At 41.8% G+C, this 22,853-nt stretch carries 21 protein-coding genes; 20 read left to right on the plus strand and 1 reads right to left on the minus strand.

Annotation, left to right across the window (positions count from 1 at the left end; all coding sequences use genetic code 11):
- The first annotated feature begins 4 nt into the window (after window positions 1-4).
- The 20 genes from J8Z24_RS05745 to J8Z24_RS05840 all read left to right on the plus strand — a co-directional run bounded on the left by J8Z24_RS05745 (window position 5) and on the right by J8Z24_RS05840 (window position 21,368).
- A complete protein-coding gene (locus tag J8Z24_RS05745) occupies window positions 5-838 on the plus strand; it encodes a CheR family methyltransferase (protein WP_252095462.1) in 834 nt (277 codons plus the stop codon).
- Between the two features lie 673 nt (window positions 839-1,511).
- Complete coding sequence (gene flgB / locus J8Z24_RS05750; RefSeq protein WP_125252071.1) at window positions 1,512-1,922, plus strand: flagellar basal body rod protein FlgB; 411 nt, start codon at window positions 1,512-1,514, stop codon at window positions 1,920-1,922.
- Window positions 1,923-1,924: 2 nt separating this feature from the next.
- Window positions 1,925-2,356: a flagellar basal body rod protein FlgC gene (gene flgC, locus J8Z24_RS05755; protein ID WP_125252070.1), complete on the plus strand. Its 432-nt coding sequence runs from the start codon at window positions 1,925-1,927 to the stop codon at window positions 2,354-2,356.
- 16 nt (window positions 2,357-2,372) lie between these two features.
- Complete coding sequence (locus tag J8Z24_RS05760) at window positions 2,373-3,053, plus strand: flagellar hook assembly protein FlgD (RefSeq protein ID WP_147390774.1); 681 nt, start codon at window positions 2,373-2,375, stop codon at window positions 3,051-3,053.
- 41 nt (window positions 3,054-3,094) lie between these two features.
- The gene (flgE, locus tag J8Z24_RS05765; RefSeq protein WP_128729610.1) at window positions 3,095-4,495 is read left to right on the plus strand and encodes a flagellar hook protein FlgE; all 1,401 of its coding nucleotides are present in this window, start codon (window positions 3,095-3,097) and stop codon (window positions 4,493-4,495) included.
- Window positions 4,496-4,618: 123 nt separating this feature from the next.
- Window positions 4,619-5,383, plus strand: a complete 765-nt coding sequence (locus J8Z24_RS05770) for a flagellar basal body rod protein FlgF (protein ID WP_252095463.1) — start codon at window positions 4,619-4,621, stop codon at window positions 5,381-5,383.
- Between the two features lie 16 nt (window positions 5,384-5,399).
- Window positions 5,400-6,188 carry a flagellar basal-body rod protein FlgG gene (gene flgG / locus J8Z24_RS05775; RefSeq protein ID WP_099640599.1) on the plus strand — a complete coding sequence of 263 codons (789 nt, stop codon included), beginning with the start codon at window positions 5,400-5,402 and terminating at the stop codon, window positions 6,186-6,188.
- A 16-nt stretch (window positions 6,189-6,204) separates the two neighbouring features.
- Window positions 6,205-6,888, plus strand: a complete 684-nt coding sequence (gene flgH / locus J8Z24_RS05780; protein ID WP_125252066.1) for a flagellar basal body L-ring protein FlgH — start codon at window positions 6,205-6,207, stop codon at window positions 6,886-6,888.
- Window positions 6,889-6,890: 2 nt separating this feature from the next.
- Complete coding sequence (locus tag J8Z24_RS05785) at window positions 6,891-8,009, plus strand: flagellar basal body P-ring protein FlgI (RefSeq protein ID WP_373865591.1); 1,119 nt, start codon at window positions 6,891-6,893, stop codon at window positions 8,007-8,009.
- A 104-nt stretch (window positions 8,010-8,113) separates the two neighbouring features.
- Window positions 8,114-9,067 (plus strand): flagellar assembly peptidoglycan hydrolase FlgJ, encoded by a 954-nt coding sequence (gene flgJ, locus J8Z24_RS05790; protein WP_176031895.1) that lies wholly within the window; start codon window positions 8,114-8,116, stop codon window positions 9,065-9,067.
- Between the two features lies 1 nt (window position 9,068).
- Window positions 9,069-11,081 (plus strand): FlgK family flagellar hook-associated protein, encoded by a 2,013-nt coding sequence (locus J8Z24_RS05795; protein WP_176031894.1) that lies wholly within the window; start codon window positions 9,069-9,071, stop codon window positions 11,079-11,081.
- A 2-nt stretch (window positions 11,082-11,083) separates the two neighbouring features.
- Window positions 11,084-12,319: a flagellar hook-associated protein FlgL gene (gene flgL / locus J8Z24_RS05800; protein WP_176031893.1), complete on the plus strand. Its 1,236-nt coding sequence runs from the start codon at window positions 11,084-11,086 to the stop codon at window positions 12,317-12,319.
- A gap of 316 nt (window positions 12,320-12,635) precedes the next feature.
- On the plus strand, window positions 12,636-13,598 hold the full coding sequence (locus tag J8Z24_RS05805) for a flagellin N-terminal helical domain-containing protein (protein ID WP_125252061.1): 963 nt from the start codon (window positions 12,636-12,638) through the stop codon (window positions 13,596-13,598).
- Window positions 13,599-14,522: 924 nt separating this feature from the next.
- Window positions 14,523-15,488 (plus strand): flagellin N-terminal helical domain-containing protein, encoded by a 966-nt coding sequence (locus tag J8Z24_RS05810; protein ID WP_128729614.1) that lies wholly within the window; start codon window positions 14,523-14,525, stop codon window positions 15,486-15,488.
- 157 nt (window positions 15,489-15,645) lie between these two features.
- Entirely contained in the window at window positions 15,646-16,608 is a 963-nt protein-coding gene (locus J8Z24_RS05815; RefSeq protein WP_128729615.1) for a flagellin N-terminal helical domain-containing protein, read from the plus strand.
- 81 nt (window positions 16,609-16,689) lie between these two features.
- Window positions 16,690-17,103, plus strand: a complete 414-nt coding sequence (locus tag J8Z24_RS05820) for a flagellar protein FlaG (RefSeq protein ID WP_147389942.1) — start codon at window positions 16,690-16,692, stop codon at window positions 17,101-17,103.
- A gap of 19 nt (window positions 17,104-17,122) precedes the next feature.
- Window positions 17,123-18,538, plus strand: a complete 1,416-nt coding sequence (fliD, locus tag J8Z24_RS05825) for a flagellar filament capping protein FliD (RefSeq protein ID WP_176031892.1) — start codon at window positions 17,123-17,125, stop codon at window positions 18,536-18,538.
- 17 nt (window positions 18,539-18,555) lie between these two features.
- Complete coding sequence (gene fliS, locus J8Z24_RS05830) at window positions 18,556-18,984, plus strand: flagellar export chaperone FliS (protein ID WP_176031891.1); 429 nt, start codon at window positions 18,556-18,558, stop codon at window positions 18,982-18,984.
- Window positions 18,974-19,273, plus strand: a complete 300-nt coding sequence (locus J8Z24_RS05835; RefSeq protein WP_128729618.1) for a hypothetical protein — start codon at window positions 18,974-18,976, stop codon at window positions 19,271-19,273. The genes fliS and J8Z24_RS05835 overlap by 11 nt, the downstream gene beginning before the upstream one ends.
- 1 nt (window position 19,274) lies before the next feature.
- Complete coding sequence (locus tag J8Z24_RS05840; RefSeq protein WP_176031890.1) at window positions 19,275-21,368, plus strand: motility associated factor glycosyltransferase family protein; 2,094 nt, start codon at window positions 19,275-19,277, stop codon at window positions 21,366-21,368.
- Between the two features lie 59 nt (window positions 21,369-21,427).
- Here J8Z24_RS05840 and J8Z24_RS05845 read toward each other — a convergent pair whose 3' ends face one another.
- A complete protein-coding gene (locus J8Z24_RS05845) occupies window positions 21,428-22,768 on the minus strand; it encodes a glycosyltransferase family 2 protein (protein WP_176031889.1) in 1,341 nt (446 codons plus the stop codon).
- Between the last annotated feature and the right edge of the window lie 85 nt (window positions 22,769-22,853).

The following is a 22,853-nucleotide window of genomic DNA, read 5'->3' on the forward strand; positions in this document are numbered from 1 at the left end:
GCACTTGGAAAATAAGCATTTAGAGCAAAAAGAGTACGATCAATTTAGAACTTTTTTGGAACAACAGTGCGGTATTGTGCTGGGTGACAATAAGTTATACTTGGTTAAAAGTAGGTTAGCCCCTCTTATGGCTCGTTTCGGTGTGGAAACGCTTTCATCTTTAGTGGTTAAAACGCTTAGTCCACATGAGCGGCAACTGCGTGCCGCCGTGGTTGATGCAATGACCACAAATGAAACGCTTTGGTTCCGCGACACTTACCCATTTGAGCTAATCAAAACCAAAATTTTGCCAGAGTTTAAAGACTTAAGGCGACCGGTAAAGATTTGGTCTGCTGCCAGTTCGTCAGGACAGGAACCGTATTCGATAGCGATGTCGGCGAATGAATATACAAGCAAGAGCCCAGGCTCGCTGAAGATGGGTGTACAAATTGTAGGCACTGATATATCTAACACTATGTTAGATATGTGCAAGAACGCGGAATATGATGCACTTGCACTAGCCAGAGGCTTATCCCCAGAGCGCAGAAAGAAATTTTTCACTGATAGTGGTAATGGCATGGCAAAGGTGGTTGAGCCAATCCGCAAAATGGTGAGCTTTAGGCATTTGAACCTACTTGATTCTTATGCGCTGATGGGAAAGTTTGATGTGATATTCTGTCGCAACGTGCTGATTTACTTTGCACCTGAGGTGAAGGCAAAAATAATTTCGCAGTTTGCGCAATCACTTAATCCAAATGGGTATTTGTTTTTGGGAGCCTCAGAGTCAATGGCCGGGTTAAGCGATGACTTCAACATGATCAGGTGTAATCCTGGTATCATTTATCAGAAGAAAGCTTAACACAATAATGGCAGCAGGGAAGCTTGCCTGTTGATTTATTGCGGTACAAAAACGCTGTACCCAGCAGGTGCCTTAAACTTTGACAACAACTTCACTAACTGTAACAGCCTCTTTCATCTAGTGAGCTATTTTTAGACTCTAAATTCTTACTGATAATATTAATCCACTTAACCAATTTGAGCTCGAAATAATAACTTATTATCCAGCCGCTGTGATCCCTAATACCAATTACCTTAATTAAGAGGTCTATTTTCAGGCGAGAAAATCTTGTCAATAACCGTCTTATGCTGAGGTACCTACGCTCTGTAGGCAGGCAAAAATTTCGCTATTGAGTTGCTCTAAATAAACAAGACACTTTTAACGCAGTTCGCATCAGATTTACTCCTTCAAATTGAGTCGGCATTATACAAACCAGTACCACTCCGCCAAGTTACTTTAAACGCTCTGCCGTTATTTTATTCACATAGGCATACTCTTGAGATTGTCACAATCGTGAAAGTCATCCCTTTAATGCCGATACAAATTCCCTATATTGTACTGTGTAAACTGATACAAAGAATATTAACTGCTATTGATATGCTACTACCCTCTTGAATTGTAAGGATTTAAAATAAATTTCTAATTGGCCTGAATATTGCTTTTACCTAATGAGTCAAATTTTTGGAGTGAGATAATGGCAATCAGTTTCGATAAAGCGTTGGGTGTACATCAGCACACAATGCTACTTCGTTCTCAACGTGCTGAAATTTTAGCAAGCAATATCGCAAATGCAGATACTCCAGGATATAAAGCGAAAGATATCGATTTTGCGAGTGCCTTGAAAGCGGCAAAGTCATCGCAAAGAAGCGGCAATGATATGGTCAGAACAGATGCCAAGCACCTAAGTGGTGGTACTAAAATGAGTAATTCATCTGAGCTATATCGTTCGCCAAATCAAGCAGATACAGGTGATGGTAACTCAGTTGATATACAGGTGGAACGAAACTTGTATGTACAAAACGCATTAGAGTACCAAGCCAGTATGCAGTTTCTATCTGGTAAGTTCAAAGGGCTTAAAAAAGCTCTAGGTAGTCAAGGGGCATAACGATGAGTTTATATAACGTTTTTGATATAGCAGGTTCTGGCATGAGTGCACAAAATGTGCGCCTGAATACGACCGCGAGTAATATATCTAATGCAAACTCCGTTAGCTCTAGCCAAGATAAAGTATATCGAGCTAGACATCCCGTTTTTGCCGCTGAACTTACCAAGGCCGCAGCGTCTCAAAGCAATGCTGCCGGTTCATCTGTAGGAGTTAAAGTGCTGGGTGTAGTTGAGAGTGATAAGCCACTTCAAGTGGAGTATAACCCCAATCATCCCAGTGCAGATGCAAATGGCTACATTTATAAACCGAATGTGAATGTGGTGGAAGAGATGGCAAATATGATTTCAGCGTCCCGTTCATATCAAACCAATGTACAAGTTGCAGATGCAGCAAAACAGATGCTGACAAAAACGCTGCAACTAGGCCAGCGCTAATTGGGAGTAACAGCTGATGAGTAATAACGTAAATGCCACATCAACGGGTGTAGATTCACTCTACTGGGACAGGCAAAAGCAGGCCGAGGAGCAAAAGCCCAGAGATGAGTTGTCGCAAGAAGACTTTTTCTCGCTACTTACTCAACAGCTGTCCTTTCAGGATCCGAGTAAACCTGCTGATAATGACCAGATGATTGCGCAAATGACGAGTTTTACAATGGCTGAGGGGATTTCGAAGCTTAATGAGAACTTTGACTCGTTAGCAGCATCCATGACTTCAAACTCGGCATTACAAGCGTCAACATTAATTGGTAAAAAGGCGTTGCTGGAGTCTACGACACTAGAGCATGGTGGAGATTCCTTATCTAAAGGCTCTGTTATTGTTCAAGAGCCGGTACAGAATTTATCCGTAGGAATTTATGACGAAGCTGGTGCCCTGGTGAATACATTAGAGCTCGGTGAGCAAAGCGCCGGTGCTGTGAGGTTTACGTGGGACGGTAAAAATAAAGACGGTGAAACAATGCCTCCGGGTGAGTACACCATCAAAGCTGAAGGGATGATTGAAGGTGAGTACCAGACACTTCCATCTGCGACATTCAGAAATATAGATAGTGTGAATGTTAATGGTGCAAATGGCATCGTTATTAACACGAAAGAAGGCGCGGTGCGCTTAACTGACATTGCTGAAATAGCATAATAGTTTTAGAGAATTAACCTTAAGAAATTAGAGGTGAGAGTATGAGTTTTAACATAGCATTGACAGGTATTGCGGCCGCGCAAAAAGACTTGGATGTAACGGCAAATAACATCGCTAACGTAAACACCACAGGCTTTAAAGAGTCTCGAGCAGAATTTGCTGATGTATACGCTTCGTCTGTTTTTAGTTCAGGTAAAACGAAAAATGGTGATGGTGTGCAAACCACTATGGTTGCGCAGCAATTTCACCAAGGTTCACTCAAGTTTACACAGAATTCACTTGATTTGGCGATTGAGGGTGAGGGCTATTTTGCCATGTCAAACTCATTACAGTCACAGGACTTCACGTATTCTAGAGCTGGCGCGTTTAAACTCAATAAAGACAACTTTATTGTAAACGCCAAAGGTGACTATTTGCAGGGGTTCCCAGTTGACCCCTCAACAGGTGATACCACATCATTGAGTTTGAGTACCACGTCGCCAGTACAAATCCCAGACGCGTCAGGCTCGCCTCGTGCCACATCTCAGATTTATACGTCGTTCAACCTTGATGCAACGGTTCAGCCACCGACGATTGCGTTTGACCCAGAGCAACGCGCGTCGTATAACTCCAGAACGGCTATTACCGTGTATGATTCGCTTGGTGAGTCTCATACGCTACAGCTATTTTTCAGAAAAACAGCTGACAATGAATGGTCTACCTATGCAACGTTAGATGACAAACCGTTTAACCATAATGCCAGACAGATTGATCCGACGGCAACGCCACCAATTCCGTATACGCCTGTCAGTGTATTTCGCTTTGATGCCAGTGGTATTCCATCACAGACTGCTGCTGACCCATCAGCAACGCCGCTAGTTTTTAATAATAATACCGGTTCGACTTTTAACCCGCTCAGTCTGGCAGGCCCACAAGACGCAACGGATCCGACAATTGGTATGTCGAATTTGCTTGATAATGGTGCGACTTTTCCCAATGATATTGTCGTAAACTGGCGCGATGAAGCAAACACAGCGCAAAAGCTGCCGACTCAATACTCGTCAGGTCGATTTGAAGTAAAAGCATTGGAACAAGATGGTGCCACAGTTGGCCGTTTGGCGGGAATTGATATTGGCTCTGATGGTAAGGTAGTTGCATCTTACACTAATGGCGACTCCACTTATTTAGGTCAAGTTGCATTAGTACGTTTTCCAAATTCACAAGGCCTACAAGCGATAGGCAATACTGAATGGAAGAAGAGTCTATCCTCTGGTGAACCACTGGCAGGGGAACCTAACACTGGTACTTTAGGCAGTATTAGCTCTTCAGCCTTAGAGCAGTCAAACGTAAACTTAACTAATGAGCTGGTTGACTTGATAAGCGCACAGCGTAATTTCCAGGCTAACTCGCGAGCACTCGAAGTTAATTCAACATTACAACAGAATATATTACAGATACGATAATATATTATGCCCTCCAAAGGCTGCTTCTCAAGCAGCCTTTTTTATTCCCGTCAAAAACACTTCACCATTTTGGCATTGAGTTTGCATTACATATACCAAGTTAGAATTTTATAGGTCATCGTCATGGATAAAATGGTGTATATCGCGATGTCAGGCGCTAAGCAAAGCTTACGTGGTGTGGCGTTAAAAGCGAATAACCTAGCAAATGCCAACACGACTGGCTTCAAAGCGGACTTTGCACAGGCTCGTTCAATGCAGGCATTTGGTGAAGGGTTACCTACCCGTGTGTTTGCAATGCAAGAGCGCCCAGGAACTAATATGACTGGTGGGGCAATAGTCGAAACCGGTCGGGAGCTAGATATAGCTGTTGATGATAAGTCTTGGATCAGTGTTGTTGACGCATCAGGCGAAGAAGCATATACCAAAGTTGGTACGTTGAATATTCGTAATGACGGTGCGTTAGTTACTGCTCATGGGCGTCAACTTATTGGCGAAGGTGGGCCGATTGTTCTACCCATACCTGTAGATAAAGTGGTGTTTAGCGATGATGGCTCCATTCAAGTTCGTCCACAAGGAGCGCCTGCTAATTTTCTAGAGGTTGTTGATAGGCTGAAGATTATAAAGACTGACAGCAACAAACTAGAAAAAGGAAATGACGGCCTATTCAGGCCCAAAGAAGACACTTTGGAAGATGGGTTCTGCGGTTTTTGTGAGGTATCACCTACCGCCAAAGTGATGAGCGGCTTCCTAGAAATGTCTAATGTAAATCCAGTTCACGAGATGGTTGATATGATCAATCATCAAAGACAATTTGAAATGCAAATTAAGCTGATGAAAACAGCTGAAGAAATAGATGAGCGACACACTTCGCTCCTACGCATAGTTTAAGAGTGAGGTAGAAATTATGAATCCTGCATTGTGGATAAGTAAAACCGGTTTGGATGCACAACAAACCGATATTTCAGTTATCTCTAACAACTTGGCTAACGCCAGTACTGTTGGATATAAAAAGAGTCGTGCGATTTTTGAAGATTTGTTATACCAAAATATTAACCAGCCAGGAGGAAGAAGCTCTCAGGATACAGAGTTGCCTTCAGGTCTGATGCTTGGGGCCGGTGCTAAAGTGGTGGCGAACCAAAAGAATTTCTCACAAGGCAACATGTTGAGTACAGAAAACTCTTTAGACTGGATGATCCAAGGCCCAGGTTTTTTTGAAATACAAATGCCGGATGGAACGACGGCCTATTCTCGCAACGGACAATTTACCACTGATGAAGAAGGTCGCGTCGTCACATCAGGTGCCGGCTTCCCGGTGTTGCCAGAGATGAACGTGCCAGATGATGCTCAATCAATCACTATATCGCAGGACGGTGAAGTATCAGTCCGTGTTGCTGGTCAAGCTGAAAATGTTGTTATTGGCCAGTTGACTATTAGTGACTTCATTAACCCTTCAGGTCTAGAGCCGATAGGGCAGAACTTATATACAGAGACAGCGGTAAGTGGTGCTCCAGTGCAAGGTAACCCAAGTGTAGAAGGGCTTGGTAAAATTGTTCAAGGAGCACTCGAGACATCGAACGTAAACGTTACTGAAGAATTAGTTAATCTGATTGAAACGCAGCGTGTCTATGAAATGAACTCTAAAGTTATCTCATCTGTTGACCAGATGTTGAGCTACATTAACCAGCAGTTGTAACTGGGTAGGGGGTAATATGCGTGCATTATATTTGGCCATAGTAACGGTAGCTGCATTGTCTGGATGTAGTACGACCCAAAACAAAAGTGTGGTGCGTGATGACCCGTATTATGCACCGATTTATCCTGAAGATAACCAAGTACAGATAGTAGCCACAGGATCACTGTTTAATACACAATTTTCAAATGATTTGTATGCAGATAAAAAAGCGTTGAGGGTCGGGGACATTATTACGATCGTGCTGCGCGAGACGACTCAGGCAACAAAAGCAGCTAATTCAGAGTTAGATAAGTCAAGTGACTCAAGCTTAGATCCCATTATTGGTTTGGGTGCCAACGCAATAAACATAGGTAATGAAGCAATTCAGTTTGGTGCGAAATCTAGCTCGTCATTTTCAGGCGATTCGAAGTCGAATCAGTCAAATAGTCTGTTTGGCAATATTTCTGTGAATGTGACGCGTGTTCTACCTAATGGAAATTTGGTGATCCGTGGGGAGAAGTGGTTAACACTTAATACCGGAGAAGAGTTTATTCGACTGGAAGGGCTGGTTAGACCGCAAGATGTGACTGCCGATAACACGGTCGAATCTAATCGAGTTGCGAATGCGAGGATCCAATATTCCGGTAAAGGCGATCAACAAGAAGTACAAAGTGCGGGTTGGTTAACTAGTTTCTTCATGAGTGCCATCATGCCATTTTAAGGATGCAGAAAATGATTCAATTTCTTAAGTATTTTCTCTTTAGTTGCGTTACTGCATCACTAATACTTTATCCATCCTTCGCTGCTGCAGAGCGGGTAAAAGACGTCAGTATGGTTGAAGGTGTTCGTTCGAACCAACTAGTGGGGTATGGACTAGTGGTTGGTCTTCCTGGAACTGGGGAGCAAACCAGATTCACAGAGCAAAGCTTCAAAGCAATGCTTAATAGCTTTGGGATCACTATGCCCGCATCGCTTAAGCCGAAAATCAAGAATGTGGCTGCGGTGGCAGTACATGCTGATTTACCTCCTTTTGTGAAGCCTGGTCAAACCATTGACGTGACGGTTTCATCGATTGGTAGTGCTGGTAGCTTGCGCGGCGGTACTTTATTGCAAACCTTCCTAAAGGGGGTTGACGGTAACGTATACGCTATTGCCCAAGGAAGTTTGATTGTTGGCGGGTTAGGTGCAGACGGTGCTGATGGCAGCCGGGTCGTTATTAATACGCCTACAGTTGGACGAGTGGCTAATGGAGCAACTGTTGAGCGAGCAGTCCCAAGTCCATTTACACAAGGCGATTATATTACCTTCAACCTTAATAGACCTGACTTCACAACTGCAAAGCGTCTGGCTGATACCATTAACGATTTGGTGGGACCAAATAGTGCAAAGCCGATGGACGCTGCCTCTGTTAGAGTAATTGCACCGCGCGACCCATCACAGCGTGTCGCCTACCTTTCGACATTGGAAAACCTTGAGTTTAAACCTGCGGACACCGCCGCTAAAATTATTGTCAACTCAAGAACTGGGACTATTGTGATAGGAAAAAATGTCAAACTTCAACCAGCGGCTATTACTCATGGTGGACTGACAGTGACGATTGCTGAACAGCAAAATGTTTCACAACCGAATGAGCTCGCAAATGGTGAAACCGTGGTTACACAGCAAAGTATCATTGATGTGGATCAGGATGACTCTCGTGCTTTTGTATTTGACCCAGGTGTTAGTCTTGACGATTTAGTAAGAGCGATTAATCAAGTCGGGGCCGCTCCGGGTGATTTAATGGCGATTCTAGAAGCATTAAAAGAGGCTGGTGCTATAAATGGTCAATTAGTCGTCATATAGTGTTTTATTATTAATCAATTAGTTAGCCTCACAATAGTGAGGCTTTTTTTTGGCTCGTATATTGCATTGTTTGAACTATAGAATTGTAAATAGTGCGTAGTGTTATGAATACCGATCAGTTAAAAAATCAAAGCTTTTTCGATTTAGGGAACCTTGACTCGATCCGTAAAGAGGCACTCAAGGGAGCTGGTGATCAGGGAGCGTCAGATCAAGCACTGAAAAAAGCTGCACAGCAGTTTGAATCGATTTTCACACAGATGTTATTGCAAAGTATGAGAAAAGCGAATGAAGCGCTGGAAGATAAAGATAGCCCTTTCAACTCTAGTGGCGTGAAATTCTTTGAAGAAATGCACGACCAGCAACTTTCTATGCACTTATCTGAAAAAGGTAGCTTAGGACTTGCAGACCTTATCGTGCAACAACTATCGCCTAACTCTGAGAAGTATAAGCCAGCTTCTGTCCTACGTGCTGACGCTGACATTGCGACCAACCAACCAGCTCCAACAACAATAAAGCGGTCAGATGCTTTGAGCACACAAAATAGTGATGAACAAACAGGGTTTGGTTCGCCTAAAGAATTTGTCGAAAGTGTCTGGAACTATGCGCAGTCAGCTGCGAAAAAGCTGGGGTTAAATCCTGCGGTAATGGTTGCACAAGCAGCATTAGAAACAGGATGGGGCAAACACATTATTAGCAAACATGATGGTAGCAGCAGTTTTAATCTCTTTAATATTAAGGCTGATAGCCGTTGGGATGGAGAGAGTGCCAAAAAATCGACGCTTGAGTTTGAAGGCGGGTTGCCTGTGAAGAAGCAAGCACATTTTCGTGCTTATCATTCATTAGAGCAAAGTTTTAATGATTATGTCAGTTTTCTCCAAGATAACCCGAGATATCAACAGGCGCTCGCCAAAGCCGAAGACAGTCATGCCTATCTTGATGAACTACAAAATGCGGGTTATGCGACTGACCCAAATTATGCCAACAAAATTAAGTCTGTTTTAAAACGCATAGATATATCCGATTTGGTATCTGGTGCGTTAACAAAGGGAGTCAGATGAAATGTCATTTGATCTATTAAACATTGGAGCTGCAGGAGTTAGAGCAAACTCAGAATTACTGCAAACTACCAGTAAAAACATCGCAAACCTAAATACCAAAGGTTATATCCGTGAGAGAACAGAACACGGTACGATGATAGGTGGTATGGTTGGCCGTGGTGAAACCGTGCGCCTACTTAATCAGTTCGCACAGCAACAGTTGAACCGAGATATTTCAAACCAATCTTATTACGAGCAGTTTGTGACTGAGTCCAGTCGCGTTGATACGTTATTTGCTCAAGAGTCTAACAGCCTGAGTAAAAGCATTAACGCAATGTTTAATAATCTTCAGAGTGCAGTCAACCTACCATCATCTACCACAAACCGATCTCTATTTATGACAGGTGCACAGGGATTAATTGATCAAATGGACAGGTTGTCAGGTATCGTAGTTGATCAAAGTAGTATTGTGAATGATCAGCTCGATATTTTTTCGCAAGAGGCAAACAACTTAGTACAAAAAATTAGTGAGTTAAACAAACAAGTGGCGAGCCAGTCAGCGCTTAACCTTAATAGTGTTGATCACAGTGTGCTCAACGAGCGAGACCAAGCAATTAAAGATCTAGCTGAACTGGTAGATATTGAGACACTCGATGGTGAAAATGGCGAAAAGCTTGTTTTTCTTGGCACGGGTGATGCCCTTGTTATGCAAGGAGGTGCGTTTAACTTATTTTCAAATAAAGGAGATCCTGATCCCAACCACAAATCACTTGTTCTGGATATCAAAGATAAAAATGTTGTGCAGTTAGAGTTAGATAGTGGCAGTTTGAAGGGAAAAATAGGTGGATTACTTGCTTTTAGGGACGAAGTATTAATTCCAGCACAAAATCAACTGGGTCAGATAGGACTTGCACTAGCGGATGCCTTTAATCAACAAAATAAGTTAGGGATGGACTTAGACGGTAATATAGGTGGAGACTTGTTTAAAATCCCTACTGTAGGTGGTTTTGCTTATAGCGATAATACCGGTACAGCTACATTAACGGCAACGCTCGAACCTGGTCGCGGCAATGAGTTGCCTGCGACTGACTTTCAAGTCACTTACACCAGCCCGACAACGGTAGAAATTACCGCAGTAGATGCTAAAGGCAATCCTATTGGTAGCCCTACAACTGGCACCATTGCCGCTGGTGTTATAACGGGTACTGGGGATTATTTTGGTTTGCAAATGAATGTCACCGGTGCTGGGGCAACCGGAGATAAATTTCTAGTAAAACTAAATCAACAAGCGGCTACAAGTCTAGAACTAGCGACACAAAGGCCTGAAGCGCTGGCACTGGCATCGCCTATTCGTACTGAAAAATCTGCTGATAATAACGGAACGGCGACAATTTCAGCGGGTACGGTAACGGATACCGACCCAACAACAAGTGCATTTACGGCCACTACGCCGCCAACATTAAATGATGGCCCGTATACGTTAACTAAAACGGCAAATGCTGATGAGTACACATTGACTAGTGCGTCGGGGGTGAATCACACCTTTACCGCGCCTGCTAATGGTAAAGATATCCTATCGACAGTTGGCGCAGCTCCTGCACCGTTTAATAATCTTGGATTCACATTCGACATTGAAGGAACGCCGAATACAGGTGACAGCTTCAAGATTAGTTTTAATACAGGTGGTTTTGATGATAACCGTAATGGTGCTGCGTTAGATGGCCTGAAGTCGTCAGATTTAGTGAGACAGAATGTGGAGTCTACCGGCAGCACCGAAAGTCATAAAACGTTTAACGAGGCGTATGCCGATATTGTGACGGGTGTTGGTGTTATCACCAACCAGGCAAAAACAAATAGTGCAGCATTTGAGGCACTTGCTAGCCAATCCAGTGCCTGGTTTGAATCTTTATCTGGCGTAAACTTGGATGAAGAAGCTGCAAACCTATTACGTTTTCAACAATCATATTCAGCATCAGCGCAGGTGATATCTGCAGCTAGAACTGTATTTGATACCTTATTAAGTGCCGCGAGGTAATTATGCGTTTATCTCAAAATCAAATTTTTAATTCAAATCTCAATTCTATTTTGCGTAATCAGCAAGATGTTAATAAAGCCACACAACAGCTTAATACTCAAAAGCGGGTATTGAGTGCGTCAGATGACGCTTCCGCGACCGCCAGAGCAATGTTGTTTGACGATAGAATTCAAGCAAACGATCAATACACAAAAAATTTAACGATGTTGTCATCGCGGTTGGATACCCAAGAGTCGGTTTTGGAAAATATTAAAACAGCGATAGATAGTGCGTATGCAAAATCCATTCAGGCGGGTAATGGTGGCCTGTCGGATGTTGACCGTGCATCAATTGCTGACGAGTTAGAATCAATCCAAGACACAATTTTGGATTTGATGAACTCCAAAAGCGAAGATGGAAAGTTTATATTTTCTGGCTATCAAGACAATACGCAAACTTACAGCTTCGATTCAGCGAGCGGAGAGTATGTTTACAACGGCGACCAAGGTCAACATAAAATAAAAATAGCAGAAAGTGTTGAAGTTCGTTCAAGTGACAATGGCTTTGACGTTTTTGAGAGTGCAGACAAACGCCTCAATATCACTTCAAATACAGGGGTTGTATCTGGCGGGGTGACTTCGGCATCTGTCTATGTTGATGAGCAAGCAGTATTTGATAAATTTCACAAAGCAAACTACAACGCAGACCCTGCCGCTCCTGCAGGAGCGAATACTTTTGATTTAGTCATAGCTGCAGGCACACCAAACACCTATCAGTTGGAGCAAGGCGGTACGGTTATCTCGACAGGTACCTTTGAAGGTAATGCGGTAAAAGTAGCAGGGATGGAGTTTAAGTATGATGGCGCAGCACCCGGGCAAATCAGCTTTGATTTAGAAAAGCCTCAGAAAGAAAATATTCTTAACACGTTGGAATCTATGATCACCTCTTTACGAGACCCAAGCATTACGGGGGAAGATTACAAACAGGTACTTGCGGATGGCATTACGGGTTTGGATAACGCAAAGATAAAGGTATCACAGGCTCAAGCAGGACTTGGTGGCAGACTTAATGCTGCAAAATTGGTCGAACAAGCTAACTCAGATCTTGATGTGGATAACAAAGCTAATAAAGCAGCGCTGATGGAAGTTGACTTTTACTCTGCGATTTCTGAGCTTACTAAGCATGAAACCGCCTTGCAGGCCTCTCAAGCTACATTTGGTCGTTTAACTAACCTTTCTTTACTGGACTACATTCGTTAAAACGCAGCCTTTACAGGCTGCTTCCCCTACAACTACTAAAACTTTACCTTTCTCACCCAACAGTTTGAATTATATATAGTTAGTAATTATTTAAGGCTGGTAATGTCTTGCCGTCAAAACTTTGTCAAATAGTTTGGTTTCAAGATAAAAATCTATACTAATCATGATGATAAATTTTTTTTAAAAAAAACACTAAAGGAAATATTTTGCCGACCGATAACTTAATTAACCAAGCCGGAGAGTGAAAAACATTCAAAGGTTGGAAAAGAATCTAAGTTTGAGAGTGAAAGACTCGATTTAAAGTGGGAGAACCATCATGGCACTTTATGTAAATACTAACGTAAGTTCATTGAACGCACAAAGACAATTAATGAATTCTGGTAACTCACTAGATACATCATTCAAGCGTCTATCTTCAGGCTTTCGTATTAACAGCGCAGCTGACGATGCGGCAGGTCTACAAATTTCAGACCGTTTAACATCACAAATTAATGGTCTAAACCAAGGTAATCGTAACGCAAACGACGGCATCTCTCTAGCACAAACTGCTGAAGGTGCAATGGACGAAGTTACCTCAATGTTCCAGCGTATCCGTACGCTAGCACAACAAGCAGCAAACGGCTCTAATACTGACGAAGATAGATTGGCGATTCAAGAAGAGATCCAATCTCTATCAAAAGAAGTAAACCGTGTTGCAGCAGATACAACGTTTGGTGGTCAAAACCTACTTGACGGCTCATATGCTGCTAACTTCCAAGTAGGTGCCGATGCTGTTCAAACAATCAGCTTCAGTATGCAAACTGTAGGCGCGACTACGAACAGCTTAGTGGCAAATGGCGGCTTTACGCTTTCAGGTATCGCAGGTATTGCAAGTGGTGTAACCGGAGCTTCGTTGAGTGCAACTGCCGGAACGATCAGTACTTCTGTTGGGGTTTCAGCGGATGCAACAAGTTTCTCTGGTGTTTTCACTGCATCAGGTATTTCAGTATCGACACAAGCTAATGCGCAAGCAGTAATGGCCGGTATGGATGCTTTGATTGCAGTAGTTGATAAGAAACGTGCTGAGCTTGGTGCGGTACAAAACCGATTCCAGTCAACAATTCGTAACCAGTCGAATATTGCTGAAAACTTATCTGCTGCTAAATCACGTATCAAAGATACAGACTTTGCGCAAGAAACGGCAAACTTAACGAAAATGCAGATCCTTCAACAGGCTAGCCAAACAATCTTGAGTCAGGCTAACCAGCGTCCTCAGGCTGCTTTGAGTCTACTAGGATAAGCATAGGAAGGTAAAGGTGCCTAGGCCGAATGGGGTATTTGCCTAGACACCGAATTGGATGATAAAGCGGAGGAGCTTAAAATCCAACTGCGTTCATTTAAACAATGAACACGTTAAGTAAAGCACATAGCATGCCAACTTTGTGCTGGAAAAATGACACTCACTCTCAAAATTAAAACAAAAGAGGCTCTTGGGCCTCTTTTTTATATAGATAGTTTATTGACGCAAGTTGGGGAGCCCCTGAGAACTGAGTCATCACTAATAACGCCTTCTTATGCTACTGTTGTAAATTACTCTTTGCGACTGGTCATAGCAGAATTAAAGAAAAATATTATTACTGCTAATCTTCTGATATTTCGCAGTTGAAACTCCTGTATTGATCTAGGTTGTTTGGCAGTACAGCAACGCAATAGAAGTTGCTACAACTACTTTCCTACTTCAACTCGCTCACTCTCTCAACTTATGCTATTGCTCAACTAGGGAATCTAACTTTTTGATAAATAGTGATTTTTATTGCCTGATTTTTGCGCTGGCTGCGTTGAATTCACTTCTAATGGCCAGCTATTAATGCGTAAATTTGCCTTGCCTACAGGATGCAAACACCTTAACGAGAGCAGGACGCGGAAGCGGTGTTTTCCATAAAACTCTCTGGCTAGACAAGGAAAAACTAAGTTATGGCTTAGCAGCAATGAGTTGGAAGACTCCTTATCTAAACCTCAGGTTAGATAATTCCTATCGACTTCACTATTTAGAATACGTATTTTATTGTTGGCCTGCATATTGCTTATATCTTGTCAGAGTTAATTTTGGCGTCAAAGTGGCAATTGGTTGCCTTAGTTGGTTGAACACCCGATGCATAAGTGCCGCTTTGTCATTTAACTATCTATCAATTAGATAATTGATTTGACAAAAAGAGAGTGAGTTATGGCTTTATATGTAAATACTAATGTCAGTGCTATTAACGCACAAAGACAACTAACTAATTCTGGCAATGAACTAGATACTTCTTTTAAACGTTTATCATCAGGTATGCGCATCAATAGTGCGGCAGATGATGCGGCTGGTCTACAAATTTCCGACCGTCTTCAATCACAAATTATGGGTCTGAATCAAGGAAACCGAAATGCTAATGATGGTATTTCTTTGGCACAGACTGCAGAAGGGGCGATGGATGAAATTACGTCGATGTTTCAGCGGATCAGAACGCTTTCACAGCAAGCAGCTAACGGCTCTAACACTGATGAAGACAGGTTAGCGATCCAAGAAGAAATCCAGCAGCTAGCCAAAGAAGTCAACCGTGTTGCCTCCGACACCACGTTTGGTGGTCAAAACTTGCTTGATGGCACATACGCGGCTAACTTCCAAGTTGGCGCTGATGCCGTTCAGACAATAGGCTTTAGTATGCAGTTTGTTGGGGCAACGTCTAATAGTATGGTGTCAAATGGCGGCTTTACTTTGTCAGGTATTGCTGGTATCGCAAGTGGTGTAAGTGGCGCCTCTCTTAGCGCTGTTGCAGGCTCCATTAGTACATCTGTTGGAGTCTCGGCTGATGCGACAAGCTTCGCTGCAGTTTATACAGCATCTGGTATATCTGTATCAACTCAAGCCAATGCTCAAGCGGTAATGGCTGGTATGGATGCGTTAATTGCAGTAGTGGATAAAAAACGTGCCGAATTAGGTGCAGTTCAAAACCGCTTCCAATCTACAATTCGAAACCAAGCGAATATATCTGAGAACTTATCAGCTGCAAAATCTCGAATTAAAGATGCCGATTTTGCTTTAGAAACGGCCAAGCTGACAAAGAACCAGATCCTACAACAGGCAAGTCAGACGATACTCGGCCAGGCTAACCAAAGACCGCAAGCAGCATTGAGCTTACTTCAAGGTTAAAACTGAATAATCAAATTATTTAAAAAAAAGCTAAAGCTTTTTCTTTGTCAGTCGATAGCAGAGTTAGAGAACTATAACTTTAGGACTCTAACTCGTCGAAGCTGAAGGGTAGGGGTATCCCGACGCTTTGATTAAAATTGATAAAGCGGAGGCTATTATGGCTTTATATGTAAATACTAACGTTAGCTCATTAAATGCGCAGCGTCAGTTAATGAACTCTGCGAATTCACTTGATACGTCCTTTAAAAGACTATCTTCAGGTTTTCGTATAAATAGTGCGAAAGATGATGCTGCTGGTATGCAGATATCTAATCGTCTCACAGGTCAAATCAATGGTCTGAATCAGGGCATTCGAAATGCAAATGATGGTATATCATTAGCACAAACAGCCGAAGGTGCGCTAGATGAAACAACACAAATGTTTCAGCGTATTCGCACATTGGCACAGCAGGCTTCTAACGGCTCTAATACTGATGAAGACCGCTTAGCAATACAAGAAGAGATCCAGTCGCTATCTAAAGAAGTGAATAGGGTTGCTGCAGATACCACATTTGGTGGTCAAAACTTGCTTGACGGTAGCTATGACGCAAACTTCCAAGTTGGTGCTGATGCCGTGCAAACGATCAGTTTTAGTATGCAAAATGTGGGTGCTACTACAAATAGCTTGGTTGCTAATGGCGGGTTTACTTTGTCGGGTATAGCTGGTATTGCTAGTGGCGTAACCGGTGCTTCTTTAAGTGCGACAGCGGGAAGCATTAGTACCTCAGTAGGTGCTTCAGCAGATGCAACTAGCTTTTCTGGTGTATTTACTGCCAGTGGTATTTCGGTATCTACACAAGCAAATGCGCAAGCAGTTATGGCTGGTATGGATGCGTTAATCGCAGTAGTTGACAAGAAGCGTGCTGAGCTAGGTGCGGTGCAAAACCGTTTCCAGTCTACGATACGAAATCAATCAAACGTTGCCGAGAATTTGACGGCTGCGCGATCTCGTATTCAAGATACTGACTTTGCACAGGAAACTGCAAATTTAACAAAAATGCAGATTCTCCAGCAAGCAAGTAGTTCAATTCTTAGCCAGGCGAACCAGCGTCCACAAGTGGCGTTATCGTTGTTAGGTTAATGAACAACAGTAGCGTCAAGTTTGTGAATAATTCACGAACTTGACGTATACTGTAAACTAGGTTTATTTCGGAGGTGTGTTGTGAAAGAAATACAAGTTTCAACACATTCGGGGCCAAATGTTTTGCAGCAAAAGCCTGACGAATTGTCAAAAGATGAACGTGGAGCTGAGACGACAAGAGCAGTAGAGCAACTAGAAACAGGGCGAGACACGCACAAAGCTCGTGAAGACGAGCAAAGCAAAAAAAGTAACCTGGTTGCTGAAGTAAAGCAAAATCTTGAAAAAGTAAATCAGTTTATTCCCGTCACATCGACGAATTTACAATTTGAGTTTGATGAAGAGGGCGATCCGCCGATTGTCAAGGTAATAGATTCAGAGAGCAATAAAGTGATCCGCGAGATACCATCAGAGGAGTTTAGGGAAGTGGCTAAAGCATTGGAAGAGTTTGCCGATAAAGTATCTAGTAGAGGTTTGCTGTTCGATGAAACAGCATGAATTATCTTAAGGGGGAGTTATGCCATTAATTACTTCAGCTGGTGTAGGTTCAGGGCTTAACCTTGAAAGCATTATCAAAGCATCGATAGATGCCGAAAATGTTCCTAAAATGCAGGCGTTTACCAAGAAAAAGGAGTCGTTGACTGTAGAACTTTCCTCTATTGGTGAAGTGAAAGGTGCGGTTTCAAAGCTCCAAGATACGATGGAAAAGTTAGCAGACTCAAAAAACTTTGGTAAACGAGTCGCTAATATAAGACAGCCAACTGCGGGAGATATTATAAGCGTAACGCCTACCTCTGATATTTCTACAGGTAACTTTAAAGTCGCAGTCAAGCAACTTGCTGAAGGCAGCCGAGTTGTGTCTGCCGACGCTTCTTTTGATTCTACCGATTCCGTAGTCAGTGCTTCTGGAGGAACATTGACCTTCGGTGCGGGTGCAGATAAGGCTTTTACTCTTGATGTGGCGGCTGGTATGACGCTTGCAGAATTACGAGATGCAATAAATTCCTCAGACTCAAATTTCGGTGTGACTGCTAATATTGTTAATACAGGAAACACAAGTGTCGGTTCTAAGTTAGTGCTAACGTCAAACGTTACAGGCGATGGAAATAACTTGACCATCACGTCTGATACAGCTGAACTAGACGCTGTCAGCACATCTCCATTTGCAGGTGGTACAGCTGGTATGACCTCGGTTCAGGACGCGCAAAATGCTGTAATCACTGTAGACGGGTTAGAGGTAACTAGCTCAACAAATACTTTTAAGAATGCCGTACAAGATATGACAATTAAGGCATTGGAAGTGAGTGAAGGCAATGATATTGACGGTTATGAAACCGCAAAATTGAATATCGACTACGACCGCGAATCAGTGACAAAGTTGGTTGATGAGTTTATCGCAAACTACAATAACCTTATAGGTATGATAGGACTGCAAACTAGAGCATCAAAGCCCCTGAATGGTGACTCTTCTATGAGGTCGTTAAGCGACCAGTTAATTACTACGCTGTCATCAGAACTAGTTGATGCTGGGCCGTTTGAATCAATTTTTGATATAGGTATCGGTGTGAAAGATGACGGTTACCTTGAAAAATCATCCCTAGTCCGAAGCTTAAATGAAGCAATGGATGAAAATTTTGATGATATTGGCACGGCATTTGCTGGTGAAAACGGTGTTGCTAAGAAGCTTGAAGAGTTGCTTGGCAACTATGCTGATTCCAGTGGTATCTTGAAGCAGAGGCAAAATAGCTTAAATAGCCAGCTTGAAGATTTAAAAGATGATGTTAGCAACCACGAATACAGAATGGAATCGTTGGAAGAAAGTCTCAGAAAGAAATATGCTGGTTTGGATGTTTTAATTGCACAGATGCAACAAACTCAATCTTATCTGGGAGCACAGCTAGCGAATTTACCTGGTTTTACAAAGTCTAAATAAATTTAGGGGCAATGGTTATGTATAATGCTCGAGTAAAAAATTACCAAAGAGAAGCGTTAAAAACGAGAGTTGCAGGGGCTGATCGATATGAGATAATACAGATGTTGATGGCTGGTGCTGTTGAAAAGCTCGTACTTGCGAAAGTATCAATAGAGAAAAAGCAGCTAGAAGCAAAAGCAGAGCATCTGTCAAAAGCGTCGGCAATAATTGAAGCGCTTAGAAGCAGCTTAGATTTTAAAGTTGGTGGTGAGGTGACTGAGAACCTCTTCGCTCTTTACTCTTACATGCTTGACAGATTGCTCGATGCGTCAATTAATAACGATCCGGCGTTAGTTGATGAAGTTAGTAGCCTTCTTAAAGAAATAAAGTCTGCTTGGGATGCGATTCCGTCGGAGATCAGACACAAAACAATCGCCGAGAACCAAGACAGTTATAATGTCGGGTAACGTACTAAAGCAGTTATTTGCTCGGCTTGAATTGATCCGAAAAGACATTCAAAATGGGGAGCTGGATAGTGCTTCAAGCTTAGAGTCTTCATTAGCTGAAGACTTGAAGGAATACATCTCCGAAAAAAGGACGAGAAGTCAAGCTGAAGTTGATGAGCTTAGAATTATCGCTGAGGAATACGGAAAAATAATCAGTGAGGTTGCTGAGCTACAGCACTCTACGCGAAAAGAGTTACTTGAACGCAAGCAAAATAATAAAAAAGTTCTTATCTATAAGCAGTTTCGTTAATATGACCGATGACAAATCCCTAGAAAATCAGATTCAAGAATTATCAGATATCGCTGTCACTTCAATTGAGCAGTCAAGAAGAGAAGCGGAATTTGCAACAGAGGCAAATCGCAGGTTTGCAGATAATTTAAATAGCTTCTCTCAATATTATCCCAGCATTGCACAGGCTATTGAAGAGTATAACGTTGACGAAAATTTTTGCCTACATGTCGAGTCGGATGGTTTCGCTAATATAGACGTTCTGAAAAATAATGCGAGATTTTATTCCAGTGAACCCTCAAAGCAAATTGAGCAGCAAGTCGAAAAAGCGATAGCGGCTCCCGTTTTTACACTTACCGAGTACACGAAAAATAATTCTGACTATAGAGACATGCGGGTGCATGTCCGATATATGAGAGAGCTATCAACGTACCTACAATCGCTTTCAGACGCCGGTGAACCTCGAAAACTAACAAAGCTACCCGAGCACTTTCCAACCGCAATGATATTTGGTGTTGGATTGGGTTACCATATTCCTAAGTTACTCGATCATACATCATTCTCTTATACCTTTATAATTGAACCGGATTTTAAGCTGTTTTTTGCAAGCCTATTCTGTATAGATTGGTCAAAAATAATTAAAGATATAGACTCTAGCGGTGGCTGTTTATTCTTTTATTTAGGTTGTAAACCTGATGAGTTGGTGGGTGAGCTGAAAAAAACAGTTGAAAACATTGGTGCATTTTCAATAGTTAGAAGTTTCTGTTATCAACACTATCCGTTACCTGACATAAATGAAAGTATTGCTAACTTTTTCAAAGATTATTTTCAGTTTCAATTTGGTCATGGATTTTATAACGACGCAGTAACTGGGCTCTCACACTCATATTTTAATGTTGCCAAGGGTGTACCATTTTATGACGCAAAGCGAGCTCCTGTTTCAGAGTTTAAAGATGTCCCAATCATAATCGTTGGCAATGGCCCATCATTGGATGTGTGTCAAGATTTTATCATCAATAATCAAGACAAAGCGATTATATTTGCTTGTGGTACAGCGTTGACTTCATTGTTAAAAATGGGAGTGATGCCTGACTTTCATATTTTAGTTGAACGTCCTTATCGGAACTATCAAGCGGTTCTGGATATGGCTCCAAAAGAGGTATATTCAGAACTCAACTTGCTCGGCGTTAACACTATTTATCCTGATACCGTTGACCTCTACAAGTGGGTAGGCTTTTCCTTAAAAGGAAATGAAGCTGGAACAGATTTTATTAATGTTCAGTTAGCTAAAAAAGGGCATCGAGGCTTATCAACAACCGCATACTCAAACCCATTGGTGTCAAATACTGGTTTATCATATGCCTTACACTTAGGGTTCAAGAATATATATCTTTGCGGTGTTGATAACGGCCGTTCGGTAGATGGTGCTTCACACTCGAAACTAAGTGTCTACAGCGATGAGAATAAGGAAACCCAATTTAAGTACTGGCCGATGAAGCTAGATGGCAGCGCGTTACCTGGCAATTTAGGCGGTGTCGTTGAAACTAATCAGACCTATAGAATGTCTAACCGCCAGCTGGAAGACCTAATTTCTATCAAACCTGCGACAATATTTAATATCGGTGATGGTGCTTTAATCAAAGGCACTTTGCCGACAACCGCAAGTGATTTGATGGATTTGGATTATCACTTTGATAAGCAAAATATCATTGGGAAAATTAAAGCAGAATTTGAGGATCTAGGATTACAAGGGTTAGGTAATCAGTCTTTAGACAGAGAGCTGACGCTTGAAGTATTCGACCACCTAATTTCAATTGCTAAGGAGAGTGTTAGCACCGTTAACGATGCTTCTAATAACTTGCAACGGCAAGAGCGATATTTATTTGCCTTTAGAAACACTCGCTATAGTCACATTTTTCATATAATTAAAGGATCTTTGCTTTACTATCATTGTCCTATGATCACTCACTTATTTAAGTATGATGACAGCGAAAATTCTTTGGGGATATATAAAGACTTAAATCAGTTATGGATAGCCTATCTAGAAGAGATGAAAGAGCACTGTTCTGCCCAGCTGCTAGAAAAGTGTGACTGGGAGCTATACCATAGAAATTAACAAGGATGGACTTTAGGTAATGCGGCTCTCTCTGAGACCGGCATTACCTAGAGCGTCGTTCATACATAATGTATAATATTTTCTTCCCAGCCGTAGCCAATACAGGATTCATAAATAGCGAAATATGCTGATTTAGAACAAATGATAATGACATCCTCTTTACCTAGCGTCAGAGATTCTGGTTTTATGCAGTTGTGTCCATTAAAGCTAGCAGCTTGAGGGTTCGAATCCACAAGAGCAGTAGGGGCTTTACCAAAAAAGTGAAGCATTTGTATCCATTGTTCACTTGTGGGGCTCACACCCCATAAATAAATGTCTCTAGCTTTAAGGCATCGCATAAGTGCTTCGGCTAGTAAAGGACCATCAAACTTATGTGTGTGTAGTTCAAGGCTTGAAGCTCTGACGGAATAAGTTGGTGGAATAAGGTCTGATGTGGGGGGAGTAGTTGCTGGTAACGCGTCAAAAATAAGGCGCCACCATTTCTTAGCCGACTCGGAGCCACACTTTAGACGGTTTGAAGCTATAATTTTGTAGCGAAAAGTCTTTTCAGATTTATCAGAGAACCGTAGCTTTTTAAGTATAAGCTGGAATTCCGTGAATAATGTTGAGTATTGACCTGATTGTATTGCAAGGTCACATAATCCATTAATGATGCTATTTGATAGTTCTTCATTTGGTTTTTCAATGTGGGCTATTGCCTGTTTTAAGATAAATATGTTTGCACTGAAAGCTTTTTTTTGGTCTGAAGAGCGGCTTTGAGGCCTTTTTTTGTATATTACACCGACATCATGACTAACGATGGTATGTATATTTGAGAACGCGAGTTTTACGTGAAAATCGTAATCTTCAAATGATTCACCTATAGGTCCTTCATGACCAAAACCTCCTATATTCTCAATAGCTGATCTTGGATATAAACCACAATGGAGTGGTGCAATATTACCTTGAAAAATTGCGTCTAAAAAGTTATCAAACTTTGGAGTGCCTTCAATACTCTTCTTCCCAAAGACAGTTCGATAACCAATAAATGAAATAGTGTCACTGCTATTTAGTAGTTGTTTAACTTGGGTCTCTACGCATGTTGGTAGCAACTCATCATCTGAATCTAAGAACTTGAGATATTCCCCTTCACAAAGCTTAACGCCATAATTTCTTGCTTTTGCAACGCCCTGGTTTTTCTGATGAACGAGTTTTACATTAGGAGGATACAATTGAAAATCAATATTGAGTTTAGGCACAGAGCCGTCATCGATAATGATCACTTCTATATTGGTGTATGTCTGCTCAATACAGCTTTGAATTGCATAGTGAACATTTGTAGGATCATTGAAGCATGGTATTATAATGGAAACAAGAGGTTGTTTCTTTAATTGATTTGGAGAATGCTTTAGTTGTTTCATGTATACTCACTATTTCATAAGTCAAAGGTTCGAATATTTAGATTTAAGTATTTTTCATTTGAGCCGATAATAAAATTATATAGTA

The organism is Pseudoalteromonas sp. SCSIO 43201 (genome assembly GCF_023716725.1).
GTDB lineage: Bacteria > Pseudomonadota > Gammaproteobacteria > Enterobacterales > Alteromonadaceae > Pseudoalteromonas > Pseudoalteromonas peptidolytica.